Raw genomic sequence first — 23,753 nt, 5'->3', positions numbered from 1 at the left:
GGTTGGTTTCACCGAGGAGCTTCCCTCTTTCCCGCTCGTCCCTGCTCGCCGACTACACACTTATAGGGACACGACCCGCCTTCCCTACTCCCCTCGTCAAGCGGGCACTCCGGCTCTTGGTGAGTCTCTCTCTGGGCGCAGAAGACTGCCTCGGAGAATCGCTCCGTGCCTGCACGTCTCTGTCGCCGCCCGCAGACAGGGACTCTCCAGCAGCCGCTTGTCCACGCCTTCCGGCGCGGCGCGCTCGAAGTCAGAGCCCACCCTCTTGGTCCATACCACCCAGGGGTGAGATCCGGGCGACCGGTAGCTCCTCGATGCCCCATGGAGGGTTCGCTACTTTGCCCACGATGAGCGGCAGCTCTTCCATGCCGCGCAGGGAAGGCCCAATGCCCAAGAGGGTCCAAAGCGAGCTGACTGGCAGGGCGTTCGAGGCCGATGACTTCCGATGGGCACTGCTAAACCTCCTCCGGGAGCGGATGCTGACCGACGCCGAAATGGCGGCACCCCCAGCCCAACTGCAAGAGTCTGGCGGCTTGGCCGCGTGAGCGTGGACCGAGGGGCTGGTGCCCGTCCACGTACTGGCGCACCCAGAGCGGCCCAGTACGAATCACGAAGTTGCGATGGATGAATGCCGCCAGCTGGCAGGTGCGTACCTCTTGCGGCATCGCTACTCGATGGCGCCTCCTCTAAGCAACGTCGGATGTTAATCCCACTTGAACGACGGGGAGCCGTAGTATCCGGGTCAGGAGGAGAATGAGTCATGCCCAGCTTCGAATCGAGGCACTGCCTCAAGTGCCCCTATCTTGACCAAGTGCATCTGCCGCCAGAGTGGTGCCAAGCCCGGGAGACTGTCCCCCTCGATGTCGAGGACAATGAGAGTGACATCCTCCTGGTTGCTCAGGCTCCAGGAGAAGCGGAATGGGAAATTGGGAAGCCGCTGCAGCCCACCGTCAAACAAGGCGGAACTGCGGGAAGCCGTATCGCGCAGTCGTGGGAACGGACGAATAAGGAGCGCAAGTCCTTCAACATCACGAATGCTGTTCAGTGCTTCCCTGGAAAGGAGGACCCCCGAGAGAAGGCCCCACGGGACTTGGCCCCAGTCCCCGCTGCGGTGCGCGCCTGCTCAGGATGGTTGCGAGATGCGATGTGCTCTCGCAGGTACCGAAAGGTGATCGCCTTTGGCGAGGTCGCAGCCCTGGTCGTAGGCATCATTGCCACGCTTGAGGATCTGCCCTGCGAGGTCCAGTACGCGCGCCACCCGAATAGTGGCGTGTCAAACGAAGAGTTGGACAGACTGTGGGAGTAATGTGCCGCCCGTCGAGGCGGCTCGTACCAGCGAGTGAGGAAGGAAGGAGCCACCAAGCACGCGCACCGACGCGCGCCCTGGCTCCTCCAGTTCCTTTCTCGATTCCGACAACCCCACGCAGCAGCCGCTGCCGTCAGGGTCGGTACCGCTCCACCTCGTGGAAGAACTGCGTGAGCGAGTAGTCCAGCAGCGACTGGCGGGACTGCATGTACCGGCGGGCCCGCAGGAAGGGCAGCCAGACGCGCTTGCCCACTCGCACCTGGGACTCTTCCATCTTCTGCCGCAGCACCCACGTCCCTCCCAACCGCCGCACCAGCACGTCCCCCAGGTAGGCCCCCAGCGCAGGGGCCGTGTGACTGTCGATGAGTTCGCGCCTGTACCGCTCGGGGAAGTTGTCCCGCCAGAAGTAGAAGTCCAAGTCCGTGAGGGACTCGGCCGTCTCGTCTATGATGGAGGGCACCTTGGTGTGCAGTGCTGCCACGAGACCTTCGGACAAGTCTCCGTAGGACTCGAGGACGCGCTCCGGATTCTCCACGTCCGATGGAAGGGCAACCGGCAACCACTCTTCCGACTCAGGAGGCCGGAAGGCGTTGAGTTCAGCAATCTTCCGTTGCCGCTCGCTGATGGAGAACTCGTCTGGCAGCCGCGAGAGGAATGGCGCCACGTCAGGGTGGAAGCGCGGCTCGACGGGCACGAGCGCGGCGCTGCGCTCCCGCAGCGTGCGCAACACCGTGTCGAAGTCGAGGTCCGGCCGCAGGTGGACGTGCGCGCGGGCCTGGGCCACACGCGCATCGTCACTCGCGAATTCGGCGGGAGTTGGCCACAGCACCAGGAGGACGGAGCCGTGGGGAAGCTCCTCCACGAGGTACGCGGGCGTCGAGAGCATCCGCTCTCGGCCGACGGATTCCACCAACTTCGAACCGAAGATGTTCAGCCAGAATACGTCGTAGACCCTGTCGGTCCCATACCTCTCGCACGTCTCGTCATCGCGGCCAAACCGAGGAAAATCAGCCAACTGCCTGTCCGCTGCACTGTGCGCCACAGCATAGGGAACCGGATAAATCGAACCCCATCCGCGAACTGCCTTTACGAACTCCTGGCAGCGCTCCTGTTCCGAAAAGAAAGATACGGGCTGCACATCAAGCCAGATGCGTATTTTCGCAGGAGTGAGCGCAAGCCCAAGATCAATCGTCAACGAGACGGCCGGGAAAGCCGTGCGATACAAACCAACTGTCGAACCGTACCGATCTTGGCGCTCTTTCAGAGCCATCACGACAGCATCACGCGAATATCTACGCTGCCGACTGCCCTTTACAACGTCGGGCATCCAATCACCCGCATGCGACTCAAGCCCTTGAAGAAAGGGCTCCAACTCACGCTCTAACGCATCATGATGGCTGAATGACCCGTCGAACGAAAACCTCAGCGTATCTTCAACGTTCAGGTCTTTAAGGGTCAGCAGCTTCATTGAAACAAGACCTCCACTCCCTTGACATCCTCTTTGACGTTCCTTACCGCACTCGTCAGCATGTCCGTATCGCTTGGCGCAAGCTTGCGTTCATAGACGAGGCGGACCCTTTCGACCTTTACCGGCATACCACGGAGCTTGAATTCAGGCCGCCTAATGTCCACCGTCTCTCCGTAGTACAGTAAGGCGTCGCCTGCATCTGCTCTCATCTGCGCCGTCAGCTCACTCCTCCCCAGGCGATTGAGTTCCCGGCTCTTGAAGCTGAACGTCTCCACGCGGGGCGTCGGGCCAGCAGCGGGGCCCTCCTCGATGACGAGCACGTCTACGAAGCGCAGGTCCGCCTTCGCCACCCCTACATGCGTCTCGATGCGCGGCTGGTCGAAGTCCTTGAGCCACCTCCGCTTCGCCCGCGGCAGGGCCGCGTCCGCCTCCAGGATGGCAACCATAGTCCTCTCGAAGTCCAGGCCCCGAGCGTACCTGTCTCTCAGCACCTGGTAGCCAGCCCACTTCAGGGGCCCCTTCTCCGCGATCCCCTGCTTGATTTCTGCGGCCCTCGTCTCCAGGTACGCCACGTAGTCGGCCCAGAGGGGCTCCGCAGTGACTTCGGCAGGAGCCACCTTCCGCAGAGCCTCGCGGTGCCTCGCCAACTCCGCCACCTCCATCGACAGTCGCTCTCCCGGGAACTCCGCCTCCAACTGCTTGAACTTGGCCTCCGCCACTTCGGCCGGGAGGCCTGCCGCCTCAGGAGGCACGGAGGGCCGGGGACCACCCCTTCTCTCGGAGCCCCCGCCGGTGGACGCAACACTGGTGGGCTCGCGATACCGCACGGCCAACGTGGCCTGTGCCTGAGCGACGTTGCCTCGCGCCTCGTACAACGCCAGCGCGCCCGCCTCGCCCCACTCCCCCACCAGAATGGCTGCGTCCCGGTCCTGCTGGAGGTAGCGCGCCAACTCCCCCACGACGCTCTCCCCGACTCGCGCCTCCAACCTCTCCAGCACCGCTTTGAGTGCCTCGACGCGGGACACCACCGCCTGGAGGCGAGCGCGCTCCAGCCGGGAGACGCCAGCTTCACGAAGCGCGCGCGCCCCCTTCCCTCCCGCATACAGGCCCACCATGAGGGCCGCGGGCGCCAACTGGCGCGTGGCCTCCTCGTACTCACCCTTGGCAAGGGAAGCCCCGCCCTGCGCCGTCCCCGCCGCCAGGTGGTAGAAGCCTAGAGGCACACCGAAGGTGAGGTGGTCGAAGGAAGCCAGTGCCACGTTGCCCGGTGCGAAGGCCCCCAGGAACTGGGCGTTCTCCACCTCCCGGTACGCTTCCTGGTAGGGCGGTGGAAGCTGCAGGGGCAGCGCGGACGCATCGATGCTCCGGCTTCCTCCGACGAGAGGAATGGAGGCCGCGACGTCATCCACGGCCCGTCCCAGCCCACGCGCGATGTCGCCGCCGCGGAAGTCCCGCTCCGGGAAGTCAGCGAGGGCCATGCCTCGCTGCTTCAACTCCTCGCGCACCACCTCCATGGCGCCCAGGGCGCGCTTCAGCAGCTTGTCCTTGGCCAGCAGGCGCATGAGCTGCCGCACCTCGTCGTCGTGGGAGGTGTGCAAGACGAAGAGGGCGAGGACCTCCGCCTTGGCCAGGCCGTGCTTCTCGACGGCAGTGGAGAGGAAGGCCGCGCGCTTCTTGAGGAGGACGCGGGCAGCCTCGGCCTCCAGGGGGCCCAAGGCGCCCAGCCTGACGGCGTTCCAGTTTGAGAGGGCCTCCACCAGCCGGGGCATGTCCGCCTGGCGCTGCAAGGCCAGGAAGGCCGCTGGCGTGGTGCACTCCAGGAAGGGCGCCAGCACCTCCTCCTCCGAGTCCAGGTAAGGCCAGCCCGAGGGGACGTCCCCGCACACACCTTCCAGGGCCCCCACCACACGCAGGGGCGCCGTTTCTCCCCCTCCGGGATTCGGGGGAGACGGCGTGGCCCGGCGGCGGTGCAGAAGCGGTCCGTCCGCGGACTCCGCGTCGAAGTCCTCGTGGGCGTCGTCCTCGGGGAGACTCGCGACAGCACCGCGCCCCAAGGCCACCAGGGGCGTCGCGCCCGAGACGGACGCCAGGGTGCCTCCAGGGCCCGCCCGTGAGGGTAGCGAGGCACATCCCGACGTCAGGAGGGCCAGGGACAGCACCAAGCCCACCACGCCGCACGGCCATAGCTCAGCGCGCATTGTCCACCCCCAGCCCCACGGCCGCGAAGGCTCCCGGCCGCAGCGTCCCTTCCGGAGTGGGAAACAGCAGCGTGCCGCCCTGCCCCAACGCGTAGACGTTGCCCCCCAGGAAGCGCCACCGGGCCTCTCCCGAGACGACGTAGCGCGCCCCTGGCTGGCCCATGGCCGTCGCCAGTCCGCCGACGCCCACCGTGAGGTTGCGGTGGAAGAGCTGAGCATCCACACGCCCGTCCACGTCCACCCGGCCCCAGGAGAAGGCCTCCACCCCCAGGGAGAGGAAGAGGTGTCGCTGGCGCATGCCACTCAGCCGCACCGCGTCCCAGCCGAGAATCACCTCCCCGTAGGCCGAAGCCCCCTCCGGGAAGGACACTTCCGCCAGCGGCACGGAGGCCGGGCCCGCCACCTGGAAGCGCGCCAACTCGCAGTCCGGGCCGAAGGCGCCCTGACGGAAGCCTCCTCGCTGAAGGCGGCCTTCCAGGCGCGCGCGCATGTCCACCGTCGGCGTCAGCGCATCCACGCCCACGCCCACCACCGCGCCCCAGGCTCCGCCCTCGCTCGGGCGTCCACCCCACCCGCCCAGCAGGTGCGCCTCCAGCCTCTGCCCCTTGCGCCCGCGCCGCAGCACCACGGCGGTGGCGTCCAGGTGCGCCAGCGTCATGGGCCGCGCGGTGCCGCCTACCCTCCCCCAGTCATGCACCGCCGACAGCGCCAGCGTGTACCGCCCCGGGACAGGGGGGCGGCCGAAGAGGACGTGCTGCACGTCCAGGGCTACTTCAGTCCCCGCCAGGCGCGCGCTCAGCACGTCCGAGGCGAAGGCCTCCGCGTACACCGGCCCCAGCGTCCCCGTCGCGATGACGCCGGCCGGGTGGTAGTCGGGGTTGACGCGGTTGCCGTAGCGCCGCACCAGGTGCCCGGACAAGAGGGAGTAACCCTCCATCATCCCCAACCACATCGAGTTGGGCGTATCCCCTCCCACCATGAAGAGGCGCACCACCTGCCCCCAGTCGGACAGCGTGTCCCAGTCCTCCTTCCTCACGAGGCCCGCGCCCTCACCTCCACCCCACAGCCGCAGTCGTACCGGCGCCCCGAGAATGAGGCGGAACGACTCCCCCTTCCCCAAGGCCACCATGGGCTCCACCTGCAAGAAGCCTTCTTCGGTGCCCGCGCCCCTCCGGGGCAGCAACGTCCACGTCGCCGCGTCCATGCGCAGCAGGTTCGTCATCGGAGGTGCCGAGTCGGGCGCCGCGGGTGCAGAAGCCTCCTCCTCGGGCTGAGCCTCTCCCTCTTCCTCCTCGTCGGAAGAGTTGTCGGAGATGGCCTCCTCCAGCCTGCGCACGGTGGCGTCGAAGTCCTCTGGAGTGTTGGCCTCCTGCGCCCCTCCGGCCCCGGGCAACAGCAGCAGCAACGAGACGACGGCCCAACTCCCATGCATTCCCATGGACGCCTCCGTGGCAGGCCCCAGCAGGGGCGCTCAGCACAGAGGTTCCCTGTTCAGTCCGACAGGTCGGCAAACCGGGTAGGGAAGTTGACTGCAAGAGTCAAAGGCGACCCGGCCCGTTGGGAGTATGGACAGACGTGCCACGCCCCGTCGGGGCGCCAACCGAGGAGCTCAATGCCGAGAGCGAGAACTCCCGCGCCGCTTCTTCTGAATGCCTCGCACACCAGCGATGCGCTCCGCACTGCGGTATGAATTCGCCCAGGCTCCCGCCGTTCGCGGCACCATACGAACAGGCCCGCACTGGGCGAGGTAGCAATGCAGCCGAGGTGGTCTGACAGCCCCCGCTGTCACCTTCATCAGGAACAGGCAGCCATCGACACCTGTCACCGCTGCGGGGCGTTCGTGTGCCTCCAATGCGTTCGAAGTGCCGTGGCTACCGTCTACTGTGGCCCGTGCCTCGAGCTGCGGCCGGCCGTCCCGCAGAAGGTCTCGGCTCATGCCTGGGGAGTCCTTGCCCTCTCCTGCCTCGGACTCGTCCTGTTCCCATGCGCACTCGCGGGAGCCTTCCTGGGATGGAAGCACCTACGCGCAGTCAGGGCCGGACAGGCGCCGGATGTTGAACGCCGCCATGCCTTGGCTGCGGTGTTCCTAGGCGCACTGGGGTTTCCGTTTTCATTCGCGCTGGACGTGTTCGTGCGCAGCCGCTGGTAGGCCACATGGCAACGTCATGCGGCCTCCTTCTCGCCCAGGCCGCGAGCACGGAGGAATGCCTCCATTCGAGGCCACTGGGCGCCAAGGTAGTTGAACTTTCCAGGCCGGACTGGCTCCAAGCCCTTCAGCTCCTCGGGCGGGGTGCCGCCCGTCTCCATGGCGAGCGCGTCCCAGGAGAAAGCCCGAATAACTCGAAGCTGATTGCGGATAAGGACGCCGGACTTCTCAATCGCCTCTCGACGGTCGTCGAGCAAACGCACCGTCGCACCGTGACGTTCCTCTCGGCACAGGATGAGCAGTTCCCCTAACGAGAAGCTCGCAGCGCCTGGCCCGCGGCGACGATGGGCTTCTTCCAGCCATTGCCGCGCCTCGACCAGGTCTCCTTGGAGGGCGAGACATGCCGCCAACATGTCGGGGGCACGAACGTAGACGTCGGGCACTTCCTTGGTACGCCACCCACGAGAGAGCGCCAAGAGTACCGCGTGTGCGGCGTCCACATGCCCTTGGAACAACGCACACAACGCAAGGTGGAAGCGCGTCAGTACGCGCTCCGGAGGGCGGAGGGCGTAGCCATCGGCATCTTCGAGCGCGCGTTGGGCAGCTCCGAGGTCGCCAGCATCAAGCAGCGCGGCCCCCCGCTCACAGAGCGCCGCCCACTTCCGGAATCTCCATGACTTGTAGCCAATGAAGGCGATGAAGATGGCGAGAAGCAACGCGGTCTGGACCCACGCCATCGTCCGCTCTTCAGGCTTCCACGCGAGCCAGACTGCGCCCATGGAGCCTGCGACCATGCCAACAACAGCCGACATCCCTGGATGTTTCACACTCAACCCCACGCAAGAAACGACAGTCATTCACACCGTGGTACCCACCGCGTCTCTCAGGAACCGTCTCCCCACAGGAGGGCTGGGTGGGTGAATGGTCCAGCAGCAACGCGCTGGACGTCGTGTACCGGCGCGTGAGGCAGGAGCCGCCAGGCGCGCCTGCGGGCACGCGCCCTTGCTCCTCCTGCTTCTGCCTCGATCCCCATAGCCCGACCCAGCCGCCGCCGTCAGGGCCGGTACCGCTCCACCTCGTGGAAGAACTGCGTGAGCGAGTAGTCCAGCAGCGACCGGCAGGACTGCATGTACCGGCGGGCGCGGAGGAAGGGCAGCCAGACGCGCTTGCCCACCCGCACCTGGGACTCTTCCATCTTCTGCCGCAGCACCCATGTCCCGCCCAACCGCCGGACCAGCACGTCTCCCAGATAGGCTCCTAGCGCCGGTGCAGTGTGTCCATCGATGAGTTTCCGCTCGTACTTCTCGGGGAAGTCTTCCCTCCAGAAGAAGAAGTCGAGATCCGTGATGGACTCGGCCGTCTCGTCCATGAGGGAGGGCACCTTCGTGTGCAGCCCAGCCACGAGACCTTCGGACAGGTCTCCGTAGGATTCGAGGACGCGCTCCGGATTCGCCACGTCCGATGGAAGGGCGACCGGCAGCCACTCATCCGGCACAGGAGGCTGGAAGGCGTTGAACTCGGCAATCTTCCGTTGCCGCTCGCTGATGGCGAACTCGTCCAGCAGCAGAGAGAGGAACGGCGCCACGTCAGGGTGGAAGCGCGGCTCAACGGGCACAAGCGCTGCGCTGCGCTCCCGCAACTTGCGCAGCACGGTGTTGAAGTCGAGGTCCGGCCGCAGGTGGACGTGGGCTCGGGCCTGCACCACACGCGCCTCCTCACTAGCGAACTCGGCAGCAGTCGGCCATAGCACCACGAGGACGGAGCCGTTGGGTAGCTCCTCCACGAGGTGCGCTGGCGTCGAGAGCATCCGCTCTCTTCCCACTGATTCGACCAGCTTGGGACCAAAGACGTTCAGCCAGAACAGCTCATAGATCCTGTCGAACCCGTCCCGTTTCCATGCCGCATCGTCACGGCCGAATGCGGGAGAGTCCGCCAACTGCAAATCTGCCAAACCATGAGCTACCGAATGATGCGTAGGGTATCGAGAGGCCCAGGCACGCACCATAGCCACAAAATCGCGACAGGCCTCCGCCGCAGCAAAAAACTTGAGCGGCTGTATAGTGAGACTGACGCTCAGGTCGGACGCCCGCTGAGTGAGCCCGAGGTCGAGTGCCATCGAAACAGCAGGACTCTCCGCGCGAGACAGCCCAATGATTGAGCCATACTCATCGCGTCGCTCCTCTAGCGCGCGCAGCACAGCGTCTCGGGAGTATTTGCGTTTCCGATTGCCTTTGACAGTCGTCGGCATCCAACTGACGGAATGCCTCTCAAGGCCATCAAGGAAGGGAGCCACTTCGCGCTCCAATCCATCCTTCGGCTCGAAGGCCCCATCGAAGGTGAAGCGAAAACTATCTACCTTGCTCAGTTCATCCAGCCTCATTGAAACAACACCTCCACCCCCTCGATCCGCCTCTGCGTCCTGGTTACCGCATCGTTCAATATGGCGGGGTCGCTGGGCAGAAGTTTTCCTCCCTCGTACACAAGGCGCACTCTCTGAACCTTCGCCTGCTGTCGCAGTCCGTCCCGAACAATCTTCAACGTTCCACCGTAGTATTTCATCGCATTGCTCGCATCCGTATTCAACTGCACGCGTAGGTCCTCGGCCTCGAAAGGCTTGAGGTTTCGACTCTTGAAGCTGAACGTCTCCACCCGAGGTGGTTGGCCCGGTGGCGGGCGCTCCTCGATGACGAGGACGTCGGCGTACCGGAAGTCCACCTTCGACACGCCCACGTGCGTCTCGATGCGCGGCTGCTCGAAGTCGCCGAGCCACCGCCGCTGTGCGCGGGGCAACGCAGCGTCCGCCTCCAGGATGGCGATCATGGTCCGCTCGAAAGCCATGCCCCGAGCATAGTAGGCGCGCATCCCCCCGTAGCCCTCCCACTTCAGGGGGCCCTTGACGGCGTCACCGTCCCGAATCTCCTTCAGCCGCCTCTTGCGGTAGGCGACGTACTCCTGCCAGAGCGGAGCCCCCTTCTCGACTCCCGGCGGTGGCTCCTCCAGCTTCGGAGCCATTTCCCGCAGTAGATTCACGTCCTTCGGGAGCCGTGGGCCCGAGGCCTCCAACTCCGCCTGGAACAGCTTGACCCTCGCAGACTCCGTTGCGCCTACCTCGGCGTCCCGGGCGAAGAGGTCCAGGTTGTCGAACTGCTTCCTTCTCGCGGCAGACCGGGCGGGCTCGCGATTCGCCTCGCCTCTCGTCGTTGCAGCTTTGGAGGTCTCCCGGCTTGCCGCCTGCGCCTCCGCAGCGGACACCTCGGCGTTCTGCTCGAAGAGGTCCAGGTTGTCGGACCGCTTCCCTGCCGAGCCCCTTGTGACCACGGGCTTTGCGGACTCTCGGCTGGCCGCCTCCATCAGCAACGCCTGAGCCTTCGCGGGGTTTCCGCGGGCCTCAACGATGGCGACGACGCCAGCCCGCCCCTCCGTCAGCGCGGCGAAGGCGAGCTTCCTGTCGCCCCGCAGGATGGCGAAGCCCTCGCGGATGGCGTCGGGGCCGAATTCCTCCTCCAGCTCCTTCAAGACGGCCTTCAGCGCTTCGACTTCCGAGGCCGCGAGCCGCCGCAGACTCGCCCGCCCACCAGCGTTGGACTCCACCAGCGCGCGCGCGCCCTTGCCCCCGGCATACAGCGCCACCATCAGCGCGGCCGGCGCCAACTCGCGCGTGGCCTGCTCGTACTTGCCCTGCGCCAGCGAGTACGCCCCATGCCCTGTGCCGGCCACCAGGTGGTAGAAGCCCACCGGCACACCGAAGGTGAGGTGGTCGAAGGCCCCCGCCGAAACGCTTCCCGGCGAGTAGTGCCTCTCCATCAACGCCTTCTCCACCTCGTCGAGGGCGGACTGGTAGGGCGGAGGCATCTGCCCACGCATGGCCATGAGTTCCGTGTACCGGGCCTCGCCACTCACCAAGCTGCTGGAGAGCATGTCCCTGCCCGCGCGCCCCAGCCCGCGCAGCACATCGCGGCCTTGCTCGCCCCGCTCCGGGAAGCCTTCCAGCGCCAGGCCCCGCCGCTTCAGCTCCTCGCGGACAGCGGCCATGGCCCCCAGCGTCTCGCCCAATTGCTTGTCACGGGCGAGCAGTTGCACCACCTCGCGTAGCTCGTCGTCGAAGGCCGAGTGGAGGACGAAGAGCGCGAGCACCTCGGCATACGGCACGCCGTACTTCTCGGTGGCCGTGACGAGGAAGGCCGCGCGCTTGCGACTGAGGACGGCCGAGGCGTGTTCGTCCAAAGGACCCAGGGCACCGAGGCGGACTGCATCCCAGGGAGTGAGGGACTGAACCAGCGCAGCCATGTCCACCCCGCGCTGCATGGCCACGAACTCCGCGGGCGAGGCACACGCCAGGAAGGGCGCCAGCACCTCCCGGCTGTGGCTCAGACGGGGCCAGCCCGAGGGCAGGGCCTTGCCGCCACAGGCGAAGGCTCCGCCCTCCTCGCCCGAGCCCCGCGCCCCCTCCTTCCCGTGGACGGCGTTGCCGACGGGCACCCGCCGATAGCCCATCGGGGCCGTCTCTGGCGTCCCATCCGCGGCGCCTGACTCCTCGCCCCGATACACACCTGCCGCCGCACTCCTCGCCGCATGAGAGGGCGCGGAGAAGGGACTGAAGGCTAGAGCCGCCCCACGGCCCGCCTGGCCCGGCCTCGCCGGCAACGAAGCGCACCCGGAGGCCAGGAGGGCCACCACCAGCGCGAGGCCCAACCCGCTGCCCCAAGGCTGCTCAGCGCGCATTGTCCACCCCCAGCCCCACCGAAGCGAAGGCGCCTGGCCGCAGTGTCCCTTCCGCTGTCGGGAAGAGCAGCGTGCCGCCCTGCCCCACCGCGTACAGCTTCCCGCCCAGAAAGCGCCACCGCGCGTCACCCGAGGCGAGGTAGCGCACTCCCGGCTGGCCCGCACCCACCGCCACCCCGCCCACCCCCACCGAGAGGTTCCGGTGGAAGAGCTGCGTCTCCAGCCGGCCGTCCACGTCCACCCGGCCCCAGTTGAAGACCTCGGTACCCATCGTCAGGCGGAAGTGACGCTGTCCCAAGACACTCAGGCTCTCCGCGTCCCAGCTCAAAATCAGCTCGCCGTAGGCCGAGTACCCGTCTGGAAAGGGAGCGTCCGCCTGCGGCACGGCGGCCGGGCCTGCCACCTGGAAGCGCGCCAGCTCGTAGTCCGGGCCGAAGGCCCCCTGCCGGAAGCCTCCACGCTGAAGGCGGCCTTCCAGGCGCGCGCGCATGTCCATCTTCGAGGTCAGGTACTCCGCTCCCAACCCCGCCACCGCGCCCCAAACACCGCCCTCGCCAGGGCGTCCGCCCCAGCCCGCATTCGCCTGCAACTCGAAGCCACCTTCGGGGTTGCGGCGCCGCACAAGCATGGCCGTCCCATCCAGGTGGGCCAGCGTCATCGGCTCCGACATCCCTCCGGCCTTGCCCCAGTCATGCACCGCGGACAGCGCCAGCGTGTACTGCATGGGGTAGGGAGGGCGGCCGAAGAGGACGTGCTGCATGTCCAGGGCGACTTCCGCTCCCATCAGCCGCGCGCCCAGCACGTCCGAGGCGAAGGCCTCCACGTACAAGGGCCTCAGCATGGCCGTCACCACCGCGCCGGCCGGGTGGTAGTCGGGGTTGCCCCGGTTGTTGTAGCGGCGCACCAGGTGCCCGGACAGCAGCGTGTAGGACTCCAAGGCACCCACCCACACGAAGTTCGGCGCGTCCCCTCCCACCATCAGGTTCTGCACCACCTGGCCCCAGTCGGAGAGTTCGTCCCAGTCCTCCTTCCGCACCAGACTGGCACCCGCCTCTGCGCCCCACATGCGCAACCGCACCGGGGCCCCGAGGTCGAGTTGGAGGATGTCCGGCTTGACGAGCTCCAGCCGCGGCTGCACCTGAAGGAAGCCTTCGTCCGTCCCCGCTCCACGGCGAGGCAGCAACGCCCATGTGGTGGTCTCCAGGCTCAGCCGGTTCGCCCAGCCAGAGCCCGAGTTGGACGAGTCCGGCTCTTCCTCGACCAGGGCGTCACCCTCGTCCATGGAGGGCTCGAGTTGCTCGTCCACCTCTGGCTCAAGGAGGACGGTGTCTTCCTCGACCTTCGCCAGGTCGTCCTCATAGGCAATCTCCTCCGCCCACCCTGTTCCGGGAACCAGCAGCGGCAGCAGCACGACGGCCCAGCGCATGTACATCGATGTCTCCTGTGAAGGCCCCGCAGGCGGGGCAATGGACAGAGGTCTCCCATTCAGTCCGGCAGGGCGCCGGGCTGCAGGGTGGATGCATTGCATTGCGGGAGTCGCCAGCCGGCCGGTTGGGCCGAGCCATAGGCAGACGTGTCACGTCACGGCGCTGGGAAGCCCAGCCCCGCCCCAACAGCAGGCAGACGTGTCACGCCACGGCACCGGGCAGGCCCGGCTCCGCTCATGACTCCAAACGCGAATAGGGATGACTGAGGAAGGGCTCCTCAACGCTCATCAGGCACGCGGCCCGACGAAGTGCAGACGGCTACTCGGCGCACGAGGACCACCAGCACGCGCCTCACATGGCGGTGCGGGAGGTCCTCGACGCAGCGCGAGAGCCCAACGCCTGTTTCGAGGTGGAGCTAGGAAGGTGGCTCAGGCGCGTCGCCCTCCGGGCGCCCTCCGCAGCCACCAAGGAAGCGCGCAGTTACGCGCGCGCACTCCAGCACAGTGAGGAACACATCGCCCTCCAGGGCACGCCAGAATGAACTAGACTAATAGGTACAGTCCATTGGACCCTAGATTAACATTCGGCACAAGCCCCCAATGTCGGAAACCCACGAAAGTGCTTGGAGGCAGTGCTCGCAAGGTTAAGGGAAAGTGACGTTGCCCAGGGTGACGGTGCGGCGCCCATCCGCGTCCCAGAGCTTGAGCGTGAAGCTCCCTTGAGGGGACTCAGATGCAGCCTCGGCCTCAACCACCACTCGCTGGAACGTCGAACCGGGGGCCATGGGACCGGACTGCCACACTCGAAGCACCCTCAACTCCTCGTTGGCCTTGCCCCTGAGCATCGCCCCCACTGCTGTCCACGGTTGGTCGTCCCCCCGTGACATGAGGATGACCTCAACAGCCACCCTGCGGGCCGTGCGGTATGCAGCGACATAGTGTTTGGCGGCTGCCGCTCCTGGGCCTTCGGTCACCCCCTTGGTCACGTCGCGGAAATCAACGCCTCGCTTGCTGAGGACTTCCGTCGAGATGAGTCCTGTCAGCCCATCAGGAGCATTTCGCTCCGCGCGCAGACGCTCATTCTCCTCTCGGCATTGCTCAGCCTCGATGCGCGCTTGGCGGACTTCCTCCTGGTATGTCTCGACGCTCCTCTTGCGCCGGTAGACCTCGACGAGCGCTTCTGACCGTGCGGGGTGCGCTACCAGGACAAACGTCGCACTCGCCGGGGCCGCACCATCCTGAAAGCGCACCGTCAACTTGAGTCGGTCACCCGGATTGAATTTCTCTGAAGGAACCAAGCGCAGCATCGTACTGAGGCCAGCATCCACGACCGAGAAGCGCTCGCGCCCCTCGAGCGTCACCCCTTCTCGACTCACCTCCGAATCGAAGATAAACACCGTCGAGAGCCCTGGGCTCACTGCTACTTCAGGTGCTGGCTGAACATCATCCGAGACCAGCTCGATTCGGCGAACGCTCAGTCCCACGGTGGAGGCGGGCGACTGCGCTAGGGCCGTTCCCTCCCCTGCGAGGAGGAGGAAAAGCAGCACGGCCGACACAGAATGATGCACGCGACGTCTCCCCTACCAAGCCAGCGGCGACGCCGCTGGCGACTCACGGGCGCCTGCCCAACAACGACAGGTCATTCAAACTCACTCACTGCCTTGACAAAAACGGCAGAGTACACGCGCGCCTTTCCAGACTCCCCTCCGCCACCCTCTATCTCCAGTCCGCGGTTGTCCGAGGTGTCTCGCACCTCCAAGCACACGGGGAGGCTCTCTCCGCGAAATCGCGCTCGAGTCAGTCGGACATAGACGCGCTCGGCGATAATGAGTCGCCCAGACAGAGTGGCGTAGTCCGACCCCACAATGATCTGCGCAGTACCTTCCTTCACCGTTACGTATTTTTGCGTTCCCCGAACGAAAGTAGCCGCCTCGTCGTCTCCAATCTCCATGCCCAGCTTCTTCATGCCTTTGGTGGCGCCTGCCGGGCACGGCTCAGGCTCCGGAGCCGGGCGCACCTGGGGACCGGAGCACGCGAACGTGGTGCAGAGGGCCGCCGTCGCCACGGCACTGCTGACGCTCCTCGTGGCCTTCTTGGAAGGCACCGGCAGGGAGGTCGGGGAGTCACTCTTCGTCGTCGTCACGGTGGCAGTCACCTCGGGAAGCGTCGCGGGGGGAGCGACGGCCGCAGGTGTGGCCTCCGGCCCGATGGGAGCTGCGGCCTGGCCAGCTTGAGGTTTTTCTATATATGGCGCTACTTCTTGGCCGGTGACGGCCTGCGGCTGCGGTGAGTCCGTCCGCAGTGAGAAGTACGCCCCATACGCGAGGGCCATGGTCAGCAGCCCCGCCCCCAGCATACGCCCCATCCTGAGTCGCGAGAGGAACGAGCGCCGCCCTGCCTCGACGACGGGGGCCACAGGCGCCATTTGCCGCGCGGCGTCCGCCTCCATTGCGGCTTCCGCCCCCACCCCGCCCTCAAGCGCCAAGCCCGGCCCATGCGCCTCCACGGGCCAGGGGGCCGCAGGCGCCAGCGGGGCCTCGAGTGGCAATGCTGCAGGCCTGCCTTCGCCCAGCAGCTCCGGCCCCTGCGCCTTGCCCCGGCGCATCTGGCGCAGGGGCCGCTTCGCCCACCGAGCCAGCTTGTCCACCTCACCCTCGGTGGTGGCCGAGTTCGGGCCATACGAGTCAAACAAGGGCGTGTCCCACGCCTCCCCTTCCGCCCCGGCCAGGAGCTCTTCCAGGGCTGCACAGACAGTGCTCGCGGCAGGACGTGCAGCAGGGTCCTTCTCCAGCAGCCGCATGCACAACATGCCCAGCGGCTCCGGGACGAAGCGGTTGACGTGGTGAGGGGGCACAGGCGAATTGCCAATGACACTCCGGATGTAGTCCTCTTCCGTCCCCACGTCGAAGGGCAGCCTCGCCGTCAGGAGACGGTAGAGGAGGGTGCCCAGGGCCCACATGTCATCCGAGGGGGCGGACACGTAGCGGAAGCCTCTCTGGCCAAGGTGCTCCCGCAGGAAGAGCCAAGCCTCGGGGGGCCGGAACTCCATCGTCCCCGGCGGCAGCAGGGATTGGGTGACACCGGAGGGGGCGCCCGCGTAGTCCCCAATGCCGTAGTCCACCAGCACCGCCAGGCCGTCCGCGTCGCGCACCATGACGTTGGCGTCCTTCACGTCCCGGTGCACCACTCCCGCCTCGTGCGAGGCTGCCAGCGCCCTCGCCATGTCGAGCGTCACCTTCGCAATTCGCCGGGCCGAGGGGTTCTCATCCTTCACCCACGCGCTCAGCTTCCGCCCCTCCACGTACTCCATGGCGATGAGGGCGAAGTCGCGCTCCTCGGCTTGCCAGTAGGTGAAGCCGCGAATGCCCACCACGTTCGGGTGCGTCAAGCGCAGGAGGATGGAGACTTCCTTCTCCGCCCGCCCCTCCACGCGCTGCCGCTCCACGAGCTTCAGTGCGCAGGGCTGCCCGTCATTCGTCGCGAGGTACACGGTGCCGAAACCACCTCGGTCCAACTGCCTCACCACCGTGTAGCCCTTCACCACGTCCCCAGGGGACAGCACGGCTGGGGGGCCGTTGTCCCTCATGGCGACGTCCTCCTGGCGGCTCTGTAGGACGGCAGGACTGCAACCACGCGCATGCGATTCCCTCCCGGCGCCGGCCCACGCTACCAGAAGCCCAGGGAAATCGCGCGAAGTCTTATCCCACCTCCCACCACCACCAACCACGACAGGTCGAGCCACAGTCCAGGTGAATTCAACTAGACTATAGGGTATAGTTTACTTGGAATGCATATCCCCCCTGACGCCCTCACCTTCGCCCCGCCGAAGAGGCGCTCGCGCCCTTTGCCTGCCATCCTCGGCGAGGCCCTGCGCGCCGCCCGCCTCCGCGCGGGCTTGCAGCAGACAGAGGTAGCGAGGCTCATCGACATCTCCCGCAACGCCTACAGCCGGCTCGAGCGGGGACTGATGCTTCCCAGCGTCCCGACGCTGTTCCGCCTGTGCACCGTCGTCGGCACCACCCCCAACGAGCTGCTGGGCTTCTCCTACGCGCTGCCGCCGGGCACGAGCGCTACCGCCAAGGACGCCCTGCGACGCCGCGTGCGCCAGTTGGACGGGCGCCAGGCCCTTGCCCTCATTCAGCTCCTCTCAGGCATGCGCTGATGGAATCGCACTCCCTTGACAACGAGCAACTCAGGTATACTCCCTTGTACCTATGAACGAACAGCTTGCTGCGCACCTTGGAAGCATCGCCCGCCTTGCTCGGGAGCAGATGAGTCTGACGCAGGTCCAAGTCGCGGAGCGCGTGGGGCTGGCCTCTGCCGTCTACAGCCGTGTCGAGCGCGGACACATGATTCCCAGCGTCGAGACGCTGAAGAAGTTGTGCATTGAGCTGATGGTCTCCCCCGAGGACATGATGGGGCTCACCGAATCCCCCAACAGCGGGAGTCCAACGCGGGCGGACGACGACGTCACCCTGCGGCGGCTGCTCTTCCTCGCACGGAAGCTCGACGCGTCGAAGCTGGACGCCCTCGTCCGCATCACCACCGAGTTGGCCCGCTGAAGCAGTGCCCCGAGGGCACCCGCCCCTCCAGAAGCAGGCTGCGTGCGGCTGGCGCCTCGAGCAGGGAGCAGGCTTGGCGGGCAGAGCCCCATGCCTCGGGGCCCTGCACCGGAGTACGCGCGCCCCCAACCCGAACGGACTCCGGCGATGACGGAGCGCCTCCCCGTCCGAAGGAGGAGGCACCCCGCTACGCCGCGCCGCGCTCCGCCAACTCCTCATTCACGTCGGCGAGCTGCGCCTCCAGGGCTTTCTTCCTCAGTTGGAGGCGGGCCACATCATCCAGCCCCGCCTCCTCGTCGAGGCGTCTCTCCTTCGGAGGGTCAGGCTCCAAGTCCTCACGCACCTCCACCGTGAGGACGTCGCCCGCACGGATGTCGTTGGCGTAACACCACCTCAGGCGCTCGCGGTACTCCCTGCCCACGGAGCCCCCAAGGTGGAGGTCCACCTCCGGGTTGTCGCGCGTCTCATCATCGGGGCGGCGCACCCACGTCAGAATGGTGGAGACAACACCGAAGCCCGACACCCCCGCGGTTGCGACGTGCCGGCCATTGCGCAGTAGGCGAAAGCAGAGCATCGGCGGCCTACTCCTTCTTCGGGAGCCCCAACTCGTGCTTCTCCAACCCATCCGGGTAGAGGCCGGCCTCGCCGAACTCCACCTGGTCACGGAGTACCCCACCCTCGGACACCACGAGGGCGGCCTCCTGGGCGGCCTCCGCGCGCCCATAGGGCTTGCGGAGCTGGGCGTGGGCGACACCGCGCAACGCATCCCTCATGTCCGCCGCCGTCGCGAAGCGCTCCTCGGGGTTGAGGCGCAGGGCCGTGTGCAGCACCGCCTTGAGGTCCTCGTTGAGGTGGGCCACCGCCTTCTCGACGACGGCCGGACCGAACTTCTCCATGAGGGCCTGCATCTGCTGCAGCGGCAACGAGGGATGCGACTCCGCGACAAACCGGCTCTCCTTCGCCACCACCGGGACGTCGCGCACCTCGAAGAGGTGCTTCCCCGTGAGGCATTCCACCAGCAACACCCCCAGGCTGAAGACGTCGGAGCGCGGTGTCAGCCCTTCCTTGCGGAGGTATTCGGGAGAGGCATAGGCCACATCCCCTCGCAGCAGATTCTCCGGCGACTCCTCCCGCCCCACCAGCAGCGAGAATGCCGAGCCGAAGTCCAGCACCTTCACCTCCCCCTGCAGGCCCAAGGCGATGTGCCGGGGACTCACGTCACGGTGGACGATGCCCAGGGGCACGCCCTTCTCTGACGTCAGCGTGTGCGCGTAGTGCAGCGCGTCCGCGACCTCCGCCCCCACGTACAAGCCAAAGCCCTCCGAGAGGGGCTTGCCCCGCACCAACGCCGCGCACACCAGCGTCTCCAGTGAGGGCCCGCCCACGTACTCCATGACGCTGAAGGGAACGTCCTCTTCCTCATCCACCTGCATATGGAAGACTTGAGCGATGTTGGGGTGATTGAGTCGGAAGGCCAACTGCACCTCTTCAATCATCCGCTTGCGCATCATGTACGTGGAGGGGCTGGCAATCTTGCGGACCAGACACGGACCGGACAGCGCTCCATCCGCCACACGCCGCTCCGCCTTCAGGAGCTTCTCGCCATTCGACCGCACTTCGATTTCCCGCACCGCCTCGTAGCGGACGCCCTCCACTTCGAAGAGGAAGCGTGGCGCACTGGGGCTGGGCGGAGCGGAGGGCTTGGGCGGTAACTCCTCCGTCGACACTTCATCTTCCGAACGCTTCGTCATGGCTGTGAATCCTCCTGAAAGAAGGGGCGCGGCCCCACGGACACTGAGATTCGCCGTCGCGGACAACTCTCCGGAATCTGCTAGGTACAGTTGACTGGACCGTCGAATTAACATGACCTTTGGGAGGCTGTGAAGCCCTCTGCCCCTCGTAGCGGACAGGCCGCCTCCCATGAGCGCCTATCCCCGCCTGGGTGCAAGCGGCCCCAGCCCCGGCTTCGCAGAGAGGCATGGGCTGCTCGCAAAGGAAAAATGACGCATGAGTGAAACCGTTGACTGGGGTCCGATTCGCGAACTGGCGCGTCGTGTCTCCACCACAGGAGGGCGCCTGGCCCTCACAACTGAGGCGAAGGCGCTGCTGAGGCGCACGGCCTCCGAGGTGGGCATCAGCGACAGTGAGGCCGAGAGCGCGCTCGCCACGGAGGAGGGTGCGTTGGGCCTCTTGAGCGAGGAGTCCCGGCGCATCCGAGAAGGCTCCCATCGGCTCATGGATGCGCTGCACCGGATGTACCAGCACAAGGACAAGGGGGACTTCGGCCGCGCCCGCCAGGAGATGCAGGACGTCCTCAAGGTGGAAGTCGTGCCCCACTACCGCGCCCTCGCCGAAGGGCAGCTCGAAGACATGGCCGACGCGCCGTAGCGACGAGCGCCTTCCAGCAGCGGTGTTCCGGGCGAAAGTGTCACTTTCGCCTTCGAGCTACTTGCCGCAGGAGCGCCCTCCAGAGAGGGCGCTTCGCGGCCCAGACTCAGGCTGGCGTCACCTTGTCGAAGGGGCGCACCACCTTCCTGGCGTCGGAGACGCGCTCCAACGTCACCGTCTTCGCCTTCTCGTCGACGGCCTTCACCTTCGCATTGAAGGCGCCCCGCCCCTGCTTGTAACGCACCTCCTGTCCCACCTCGTATGCGACGGGCGTCGCGGGGCTAGGGCCAGGGCTGGAGCTGGGGACGGCGGCCGTCGCGGTGCGTCCCGCCGCACTCGGACGCCCTCGGCGCTTCTGGGGTGCAGCCTTCGTCCGCGTGGGCTTCGGCGCAGCCTCCGGCCTTACATACTTCCGCACGGGCACCGAGGGCGTGCGCTTCGGCGCGGACGCGGGTATGCGCTGCGACGCGGGAGGCGGTACGGGGGCCCGCTTCGGCGCGGACGCCGCATGAGCCGAGCCGGACCCAATGCCCAGGAACTGAGCAATCTTCCCCAGCAGCTCCAGTTGCCGCTCCTGCAGCTCCACCTGCCGGCCCATCGTCTTCTCCACCGCCTCCGCCACCGCAGTCTGGATGATGCCCTTCATGTCGTTCTGCATGTGCTTTCGCTCACTTTCGTCGCGGGACGTACAACCCTCGCGCTCTCAACACGGACAACAATTCAGCCTCTTGCACTCACGCTACACCAAGGAGTCCAGGCATCCGGACTCCTGTCTCAAAATGAAGCCTTCACCTCGCGCCAACGCTCGCGCTGCACCGCCCACGTCCCCGCGTGTGCAATGGCCCGGAGGCTTCGCTCGCTGAGGGGCTCCTCTCCATCCACGGCCTCGAGGAACAGCACCTCCTCCTGGATGTCGGGCGCCAGCAACTGCAAGTCCAGCAGGTGCGTCACGCGCGCGCGGGTGAAGCCCAACTGGGCTGCGACGTCCGCCGCGCTCCCCACCAACCCTCGCGCAATAGCGGACTCCACGTGGTGCGCCAGGGCCAGCATGCGCGCGACGTGCGCTGGCCGGCGCGCCGCCTCTCGCGGCGGGGGGCGCACGCCCTCCCGGAAGCGCACCTTCGAGCGCCGCACGCGGTGAAACTGCGCGCTGACGAGGCCGGCCTCCGCCGGCCGAGACTCGGGACTCGCGCTCACGCCGCCACCTCGCGCGCGGGCGTTGCGGAGGCACCGGCATGGGCAAGGTGCACATCCACTCTGTCCGTCTCCTCGTCCACCACGACCCGGCCGACGAGGGCCTGCAGCAGGCGCCCCCGGTTGGCGGCCGTGAGGGCGTCCCACACCGCGTCGAAGTCCGCCAAGGCCTGGGCCACCCAGGCCGCCTCCAGCTTCTCCCCCTCCATGGCGTCCAGGGCGCGCTCCACCTCCGCCAGCCGCTTCTTCATGCCGACGGACTCTTCTTCAGCGGCCGTCAGCTTCTCCTCCAGGAGGCGCCGGGTGGGGCCCTCCAGCTTCGAGAGGGAGTCCACCCACTTCGCCGACTCCCCGGCGCGCTTGGCCAGGTCCTTCGGGAGCTGCGCGCGCTCGGCGCGCAGGGCCTTGTGCTTCTCCTCCAGCCGCGCCGTGAGGCGGGCGTGTACCTGCGTCGCGAAGCCCCCACCTACCGAGACTTCCCGCAGCCGGGCGACGACGAAGTCCTCCAGGGCGGCTGCCGGGAGGGGCGAGGCCCGGCACCCCTCCTTCCCCTGCTTGTCCCGGGTGACGCAGCGGTAGTAGCGGTACTCGCGCGTGCCCTTACGCGTGGAGCCGGGCGTCATGGCCTCGCCGCACAGGCCGCAGCGAAGGAGGCCTCGCAGCACGTAGTCCGGGTTGCGCCCGTGGTACTGGATGCCAGGGCCGCGACCCTCCAGGATGTCCTGCACCTGATGGAAGGTGGCTCTGTCCACGATGGGCGAGTGCTCGCCCGGATGCGCCTCGTCGCCATACGGCACGAAGCCCGCGTACAAGGGACTCCTCAAGAGGCGCAGCACGTCCTGCGTCGTCCATTTCCGAGCCGCGCGCGTGGCACCGCTCTGGGCCTCGTGGCGCTTCGTCTTGCGCCCTGTCTCGTTGAGGAGGCGCGAAACCACCGAGGCCTGCTGGTGCTGGAGGTACAACGCGAAGGCCTCCCGCACCACCACCGCCTCGTACTCATTCACCACGAGGCGCTTGTCCTTCACCTCGTAGCCCAGTGGTGCGCGTCCTCCCGTCCACTTCCCCTTGCGGCGCGCGGCGGCCACCTTGTCCCGCGTGCGCTCGGAGATCATCTCGCGCTCGAACTCAGCGAAGCTCATCAGCATGTTCAACGTCAGCCGGCCCATCGCGTCCGCCGTGCTGAAGTTCTGCGTCACCGAGACGAAGGAGGCACCCGCCGCGTTGAAGCGCTCCATGACTTTCGCGAAGTCGAGGAGGCTGCGAGAGAGGCGGTCCACCTTGTACACCACCACCACGTCCACCCGGCCCGCGTCCACGTCCTGCATCAGTCGCTGGAAGGCGGGCCGCTCCATGTTCGCGCCGGTGAAGCCGCCGTCGTCGTAGCTCTCGTCCACCAACACCCAGCCGGGCTGGCGCTGCACGTAGGAGACACAGGACTCGCGCTGGGCGTCCAGCGAGTTGAACTCCATCTCCAGGCCTGCAGCCGTGGACTTGCGCGTGTAGACGGCGCAGCGCTTCGCGTCCGAGGGCGCTGGCTTGCTCTTCCTCATGGCCCCTCCGCCCCCTCTGTTGTCGATACCGGCTCGACGCTCGGCGACGGCTTCTGTCCGGAGAGTTGCTCCGCCACGGCCACCAGTCGCTCCACGTTGTCGTTGAGGCGCTTCAGTTCGCGGACGAGGCTCGGCATCGTCGACTCGAAGAAGCGCTGGCCCATGTGCGTTTGAAAGAAGGCGGGGCCGCTCATGACTTCACCGCCTTCGAGCTGCCGGCCTTGAGTCCAAAGAAGCTGAAGCCATTCCAGGCCGTGCCAGTAATCAGCTTGGCCACGCTGGAGAGGCTTCGGTGAAGCTGGCCTTCGTACTCAATTCCGTCCGCGCGCACCGTCACCCGGTGCTGCGTGCCCTTGAACACGCGCGTCAGCACCGTGCCCGGCGGGGGCAGGCGCGCGTCGCGACCGTCCGCAGTCCCTGCGCGCACGTCCGCAGGGGCTGGAGGAGGCGTCGCGGAGGGCTTCGCCTCCTCCACCTGCCGCATCCTCCAGCGCTCGGGCAGCTTGTCGCCCAACTCTGAGATTCGTGCGACGGCGCGCGCGGAGAGTCCCCCTTCGGCCAGCTCCTGAATCCGGAAGGCCAGGCGCTTCTTCAGGTAGTCCCGGTTGCGGCTGCGCGTGGGCTCGCCGTACAGCTCCTGGTACTTCTCCGCCAGCTCCGGCACCGACATGCTGGCCAGCGCAGCCAGTTGCTGTGGCACGTCCGCCAGCTCCTTACGGGCAGCCCACGCAATCCCCTTCTTCGCCATGGTGGTGTCTCCTTCGTCCGGGGCAGCACGCCCTCGGGCGAAAAC

General features: G+C 66.9%; 20 protein-coding genes. 4 read left to right on the top strand and 16 right to left on the bottom strand.

All coding sequences use genetic code 11. From position 1 onward, the window contains the following. Window positions 1–760: 760 nt before the first annotated feature. A complete protein-coding gene (locus K8625_RS44670) occupies window positions 761–1,306 on the top strand; it encodes a uracil-DNA glycosylase family protein (RefSeq protein WP_370639880.1) in 546 nt (181 codons plus the stop codon). Window positions 1,307–1,439: 133 nt separating this feature from the next. Here the strand turns inward: K8625_RS44670 and K8625_RS33870 are convergent, their stop codons facing one another. From K8625_RS33870 to K8625_RS33830, 9 genes are all read right to left on the bottom strand, one after another. Then, complete coding sequence (locus K8625_RS33870) at window positions 1,440–2,774, bottom strand: hypothetical protein (RefSeq protein WP_223738460.1); 1,335 nt, start codon at window positions 2,772–2,774, stop codon at window positions 1,440–1,442. Continuing rightward, window positions 2,771–4,972 (bottom strand): hypothetical protein, encoded by a 2,202-nt coding sequence (locus K8625_RS33865; protein ID WP_223738459.1) that lies wholly within the window; start codon window positions 4,970–4,972, stop codon window positions 2,771–2,773. The genes K8625_RS33870 and K8625_RS33865 overlap by 4 nt, the downstream gene beginning before the upstream one ends. Next, complete coding sequence (locus K8625_RS33860) at window positions 4,962–6,410, bottom strand: hypothetical protein (RefSeq protein ID WP_370639879.1); 1,449 nt, start codon at window positions 6,408–6,410, stop codon at window positions 4,962–4,964. Before K8625_RS33860 ends, K8625_RS33865 begins: the two co-directional genes overlap by 11 nt. A gap of 725 nt (window positions 6,411–7,135) precedes the next feature. After that, window positions 7,136–7,855 carry a hypothetical protein gene (locus K8625_RS33855; protein WP_223738458.1) on the bottom strand — a complete coding sequence of 240 codons (720 nt, stop codon included), beginning with the start codon at window positions 7,853–7,855 and terminating at the stop codon, window positions 7,136–7,138. Between the two features lie 317 nt (window positions 7,856–8,172). Further along, window positions 8,173–9,498 carry a hypothetical protein gene (locus tag K8625_RS33850; RefSeq protein ID WP_223738457.1) on the bottom strand — a complete coding sequence of 442 codons (1,326 nt, stop codon included), beginning with the start codon at window positions 9,496–9,498 and terminating at the stop codon, window positions 8,173–8,175. Then, window positions 9,495–11,840, bottom strand: coding sequence for a hypothetical protein (locus K8625_RS33845; protein WP_223738456.1), 2,346 nt, complete (start codon window positions 11,838–11,840; stop codon window positions 9,495–9,497). The genes K8625_RS33850 and K8625_RS33845 overlap by 4 nt, the downstream gene beginning before the upstream one ends. After that, the gene (locus tag K8625_RS33840; protein ID WP_223738455.1) at window positions 11,830–13,272 is read right to left on the bottom strand and encodes a hypothetical protein; all 1,443 of its coding nucleotides are present in this window, start codon (window positions 13,270–13,272) and stop codon (window positions 11,830–11,832) included. The genes K8625_RS33845 and K8625_RS33840 overlap by 11 nt, the downstream gene beginning before the upstream one ends. 638 nt (window positions 13,273–13,910) lie before the next feature. Next, on the bottom strand, window positions 13,911–14,834 hold the full coding sequence (locus tag K8625_RS33835; protein WP_223738454.1) for a DUF2381 family protein: 924 nt from the start codon (window positions 14,832–14,834) through the stop codon (window positions 13,911–13,913). Between the two features lie 71 nt (window positions 14,835–14,905). Next, window positions 14,906–16,852 carry a serine/threonine-protein kinase gene (locus tag K8625_RS33830; protein ID WP_223738453.1) on the bottom strand — a complete coding sequence of 649 codons (1,947 nt, stop codon included), beginning with the start codon at window positions 16,850–16,852 and terminating at the stop codon, window positions 14,906–14,908. 258 nt (window positions 16,853–17,110) lie between these two features. Between K8625_RS33830 and K8625_RS33825 the strand changes: the two genes are divergently transcribed. Both K8625_RS33825 and K8625_RS33820 read left to right on the top strand, forming a co-directional pair. Beyond that, on the top strand, window positions 17,111–17,428 hold the full coding sequence (locus K8625_RS33825; RefSeq protein ID WP_223738452.1) for a helix-turn-helix transcriptional regulator: 318 nt from the start codon (window positions 17,111–17,113) through the stop codon (window positions 17,426–17,428). Window positions 17,429–17,480: 52 nt separating this feature from the next. After that, window positions 17,481–17,828, top strand: a complete 348-nt coding sequence (locus tag K8625_RS33820; RefSeq protein WP_223738451.1) for a helix-turn-helix domain-containing protein — start codon at window positions 17,481–17,483, stop codon at window positions 17,826–17,828. Between the two features lie 187 nt (window positions 17,829–18,015). Here the strand turns inward: K8625_RS33820 and K8625_RS33815 are convergent, their stop codons facing one another. After that, a complete protein-coding gene (locus K8625_RS33815) occupies window positions 18,016–18,351 on the bottom strand; it encodes a hypothetical protein (protein WP_223784997.1) in 336 nt (111 codons plus the stop codon). Window positions 18,352–18,409: 58 nt separating this feature from the next. Further along, window positions 18,410–19,579 carry a serine/threonine-protein kinase gene (locus tag K8625_RS33810; protein WP_223738449.1) on the bottom strand — a complete coding sequence of 390 codons (1,170 nt, stop codon included), beginning with the start codon at window positions 19,577–19,579 and terminating at the stop codon, window positions 18,410–18,412. Window positions 19,580–19,835: 256 nt separating this feature from the next. Here K8625_RS33810 and K8625_RS33805 point away from each other — a divergent pair, with 256 nt between their 5' ends. Next, window positions 19,836–20,216, top strand: a complete 381-nt coding sequence (locus K8625_RS33805) for a DUSAM domain-containing protein (RefSeq protein ID WP_223738448.1) — start codon at window positions 19,836–19,838, stop codon at window positions 20,214–20,216. A gap of 106 nt (window positions 20,217–20,322) precedes the next feature. On the opposite strand, the gene K8625_RS33800 is transcribed toward K8625_RS33805, so the two are convergent. The 5 genes from K8625_RS33800 to K8625_RS33780 form a co-directional block, all read right to left on the bottom strand. Then, complete coding sequence (locus tag K8625_RS33800) at window positions 20,323–20,874, bottom strand: PspA (protein WP_223738447.1); 552 nt, start codon at window positions 20,872–20,874, stop codon at window positions 20,323–20,325. Window positions 20,875–20,990: 116 nt separating this feature from the next. Further along, window positions 20,991–21,413: a hypothetical protein gene (locus tag K8625_RS33795; protein WP_223738446.1), complete on the bottom strand. Its 423-nt coding sequence runs from the start codon at window positions 21,411–21,413 to the stop codon at window positions 20,991–20,993. Beyond that, complete coding sequence (locus K8625_RS33790) at window positions 21,410–22,960, bottom strand: recombinase family protein (RefSeq protein ID WP_223738445.1); 1,551 nt, start codon at window positions 22,958–22,960, stop codon at window positions 21,410–21,412. The genes K8625_RS33795 and K8625_RS33790 overlap by 4 nt, the downstream gene beginning before the upstream one ends. Continuing rightward, entirely contained in the window at window positions 22,957–23,154 is a 198-nt protein-coding gene (locus tag K8625_RS33785) for a hypothetical protein (protein WP_223738444.1), read from the bottom strand. Before K8625_RS33785 ends, K8625_RS33790 begins: the two co-directional genes overlap by 4 nt. Beyond that, window positions 23,151–23,708, bottom strand: coding sequence for a DUF2924 domain-containing protein (locus K8625_RS33780; protein ID WP_223738443.1), 558 nt, complete (start codon window positions 23,706–23,708; stop codon window positions 23,151–23,153). Before K8625_RS33780 ends, K8625_RS33785 begins: the two co-directional genes overlap by 4 nt. Window positions 23,709–23,753: the final 45 nt, after the last annotated feature.

The sequence above is a fragment of the Myxococcus sp. AS-1-15 genome, assembly GCF_020037055.1.
GTDB lineage: Bacteria > Myxococcota > Myxococcia > Myxococcales > Myxococcaceae > Myxococcus > Myxococcus fulvus.
Note: the sequence above shows the minus strand (reverse complement) of the source record. Positions and strands in the feature narration are given on the sequence as shown.

Excerpts from the sequence above, each read along its gene's own strand:
- K8625_RS44670 (WP_370639880.1), top strand. The coding sequence starts at position 761 with ATGCCCAGCTTCGAATCGAGGCACTGCCTCAAGTGCCCCTATCTTGAC.
- K8625_RS33870 (WP_223738460.1), bottom strand. The coding sequence starts at position 2,774 with ATGAAGCTGCTGACCCTTAAAGACCTGAACGTTGAAGATACGCTGAGG.
- K8625_RS33865 (WP_223738459.1), bottom strand. The coding sequence starts at position 4,972 with ATGCGCGCTGAGCTATGGCCGTGCGGCGTGGTGGGCTTGGTGCTGTCC.
- K8625_RS33860 (WP_370639879.1), bottom strand. The coding sequence starts at position 6,410 with ATGGGAATGCATGGGAGTTGGGCCGTCGTCTCGTTGCTGCTGCTGTTG.
- K8625_RS33855 (WP_223738458.1), bottom strand. The coding sequence starts at position 7,855 with ATGGCGTGGGTCCAGACCGCGTTGCTTCTCGCCATCTTCATCGCCTTC.
- K8625_RS33850 (WP_223738457.1), bottom strand. The coding sequence starts at position 9,498 with ATGAGGCTGGATGAACTGAGCAAGGTAGATAGTTTTCGCTTCACCTTC.
- K8625_RS33845 (WP_223738456.1), bottom strand. The coding sequence starts at position 11,840 with ATGCGCGCTGAGCAGCCTTGGGGCAGCGGGTTGGGCCTCGCGCTGGTG.
- K8625_RS33840 (WP_223738455.1), bottom strand. The coding sequence starts at position 13,272 with ATGTACATGCGCTGGGCCGTCGTGCTGCTGCCGCTGCTGGTTCCCGGA.
- K8625_RS33830 (WP_223738453.1), bottom strand. The coding sequence starts at position 16,852 with ATGAGGGACAACGGCCCCCCAGCCGTGCTGTCCCCTGGGGACGTGGTG.
- K8625_RS33820 (WP_223738451.1), top strand. The coding sequence starts at position 17,481 with ATGAACGAACAGCTTGCTGCGCACCTTGGAAGCATCGCCCGCCTTGCT.
- K8625_RS33810 (WP_223738449.1), bottom strand. The coding sequence starts at position 19,579 with ATGACGAAGCGTTCGGAAGATGAAGTGTCGACGGAGGAGTTACCGCCC.
- K8625_RS33805 (WP_223738448.1), top strand. The coding sequence starts at position 19,836 with ATGAGTGAAACCGTTGACTGGGGTCCGATTCGCGAACTGGCGCGTCGT.
- K8625_RS33800 (WP_223738447.1), bottom strand. The coding sequence starts at position 20,874 with ATGCAGAACGACATGAAGGGCATCATCCAGACTGCGGTGGCGGAGGCG.
- K8625_RS33790 (WP_223738445.1), bottom strand. The coding sequence starts at position 22,960 with ATGAGGAAGAGCAAGCCAGCGCCCTCGGACGCGAAGCGCTGCGCCGTC.
- K8625_RS33785 (WP_223738444.1), bottom strand. The coding sequence starts at position 23,154 with ATGAGCGGCCCCGCCTTCTTTCAAACGCACATGGGCCAGCGCTTCTTC.
- K8625_RS33780 (WP_223738443.1), bottom strand. The coding sequence starts at position 23,708 with ATGGCGAAGAAGGGGATTGCGTGGGCTGCCCGTAAGGAGCTGGCGGAC.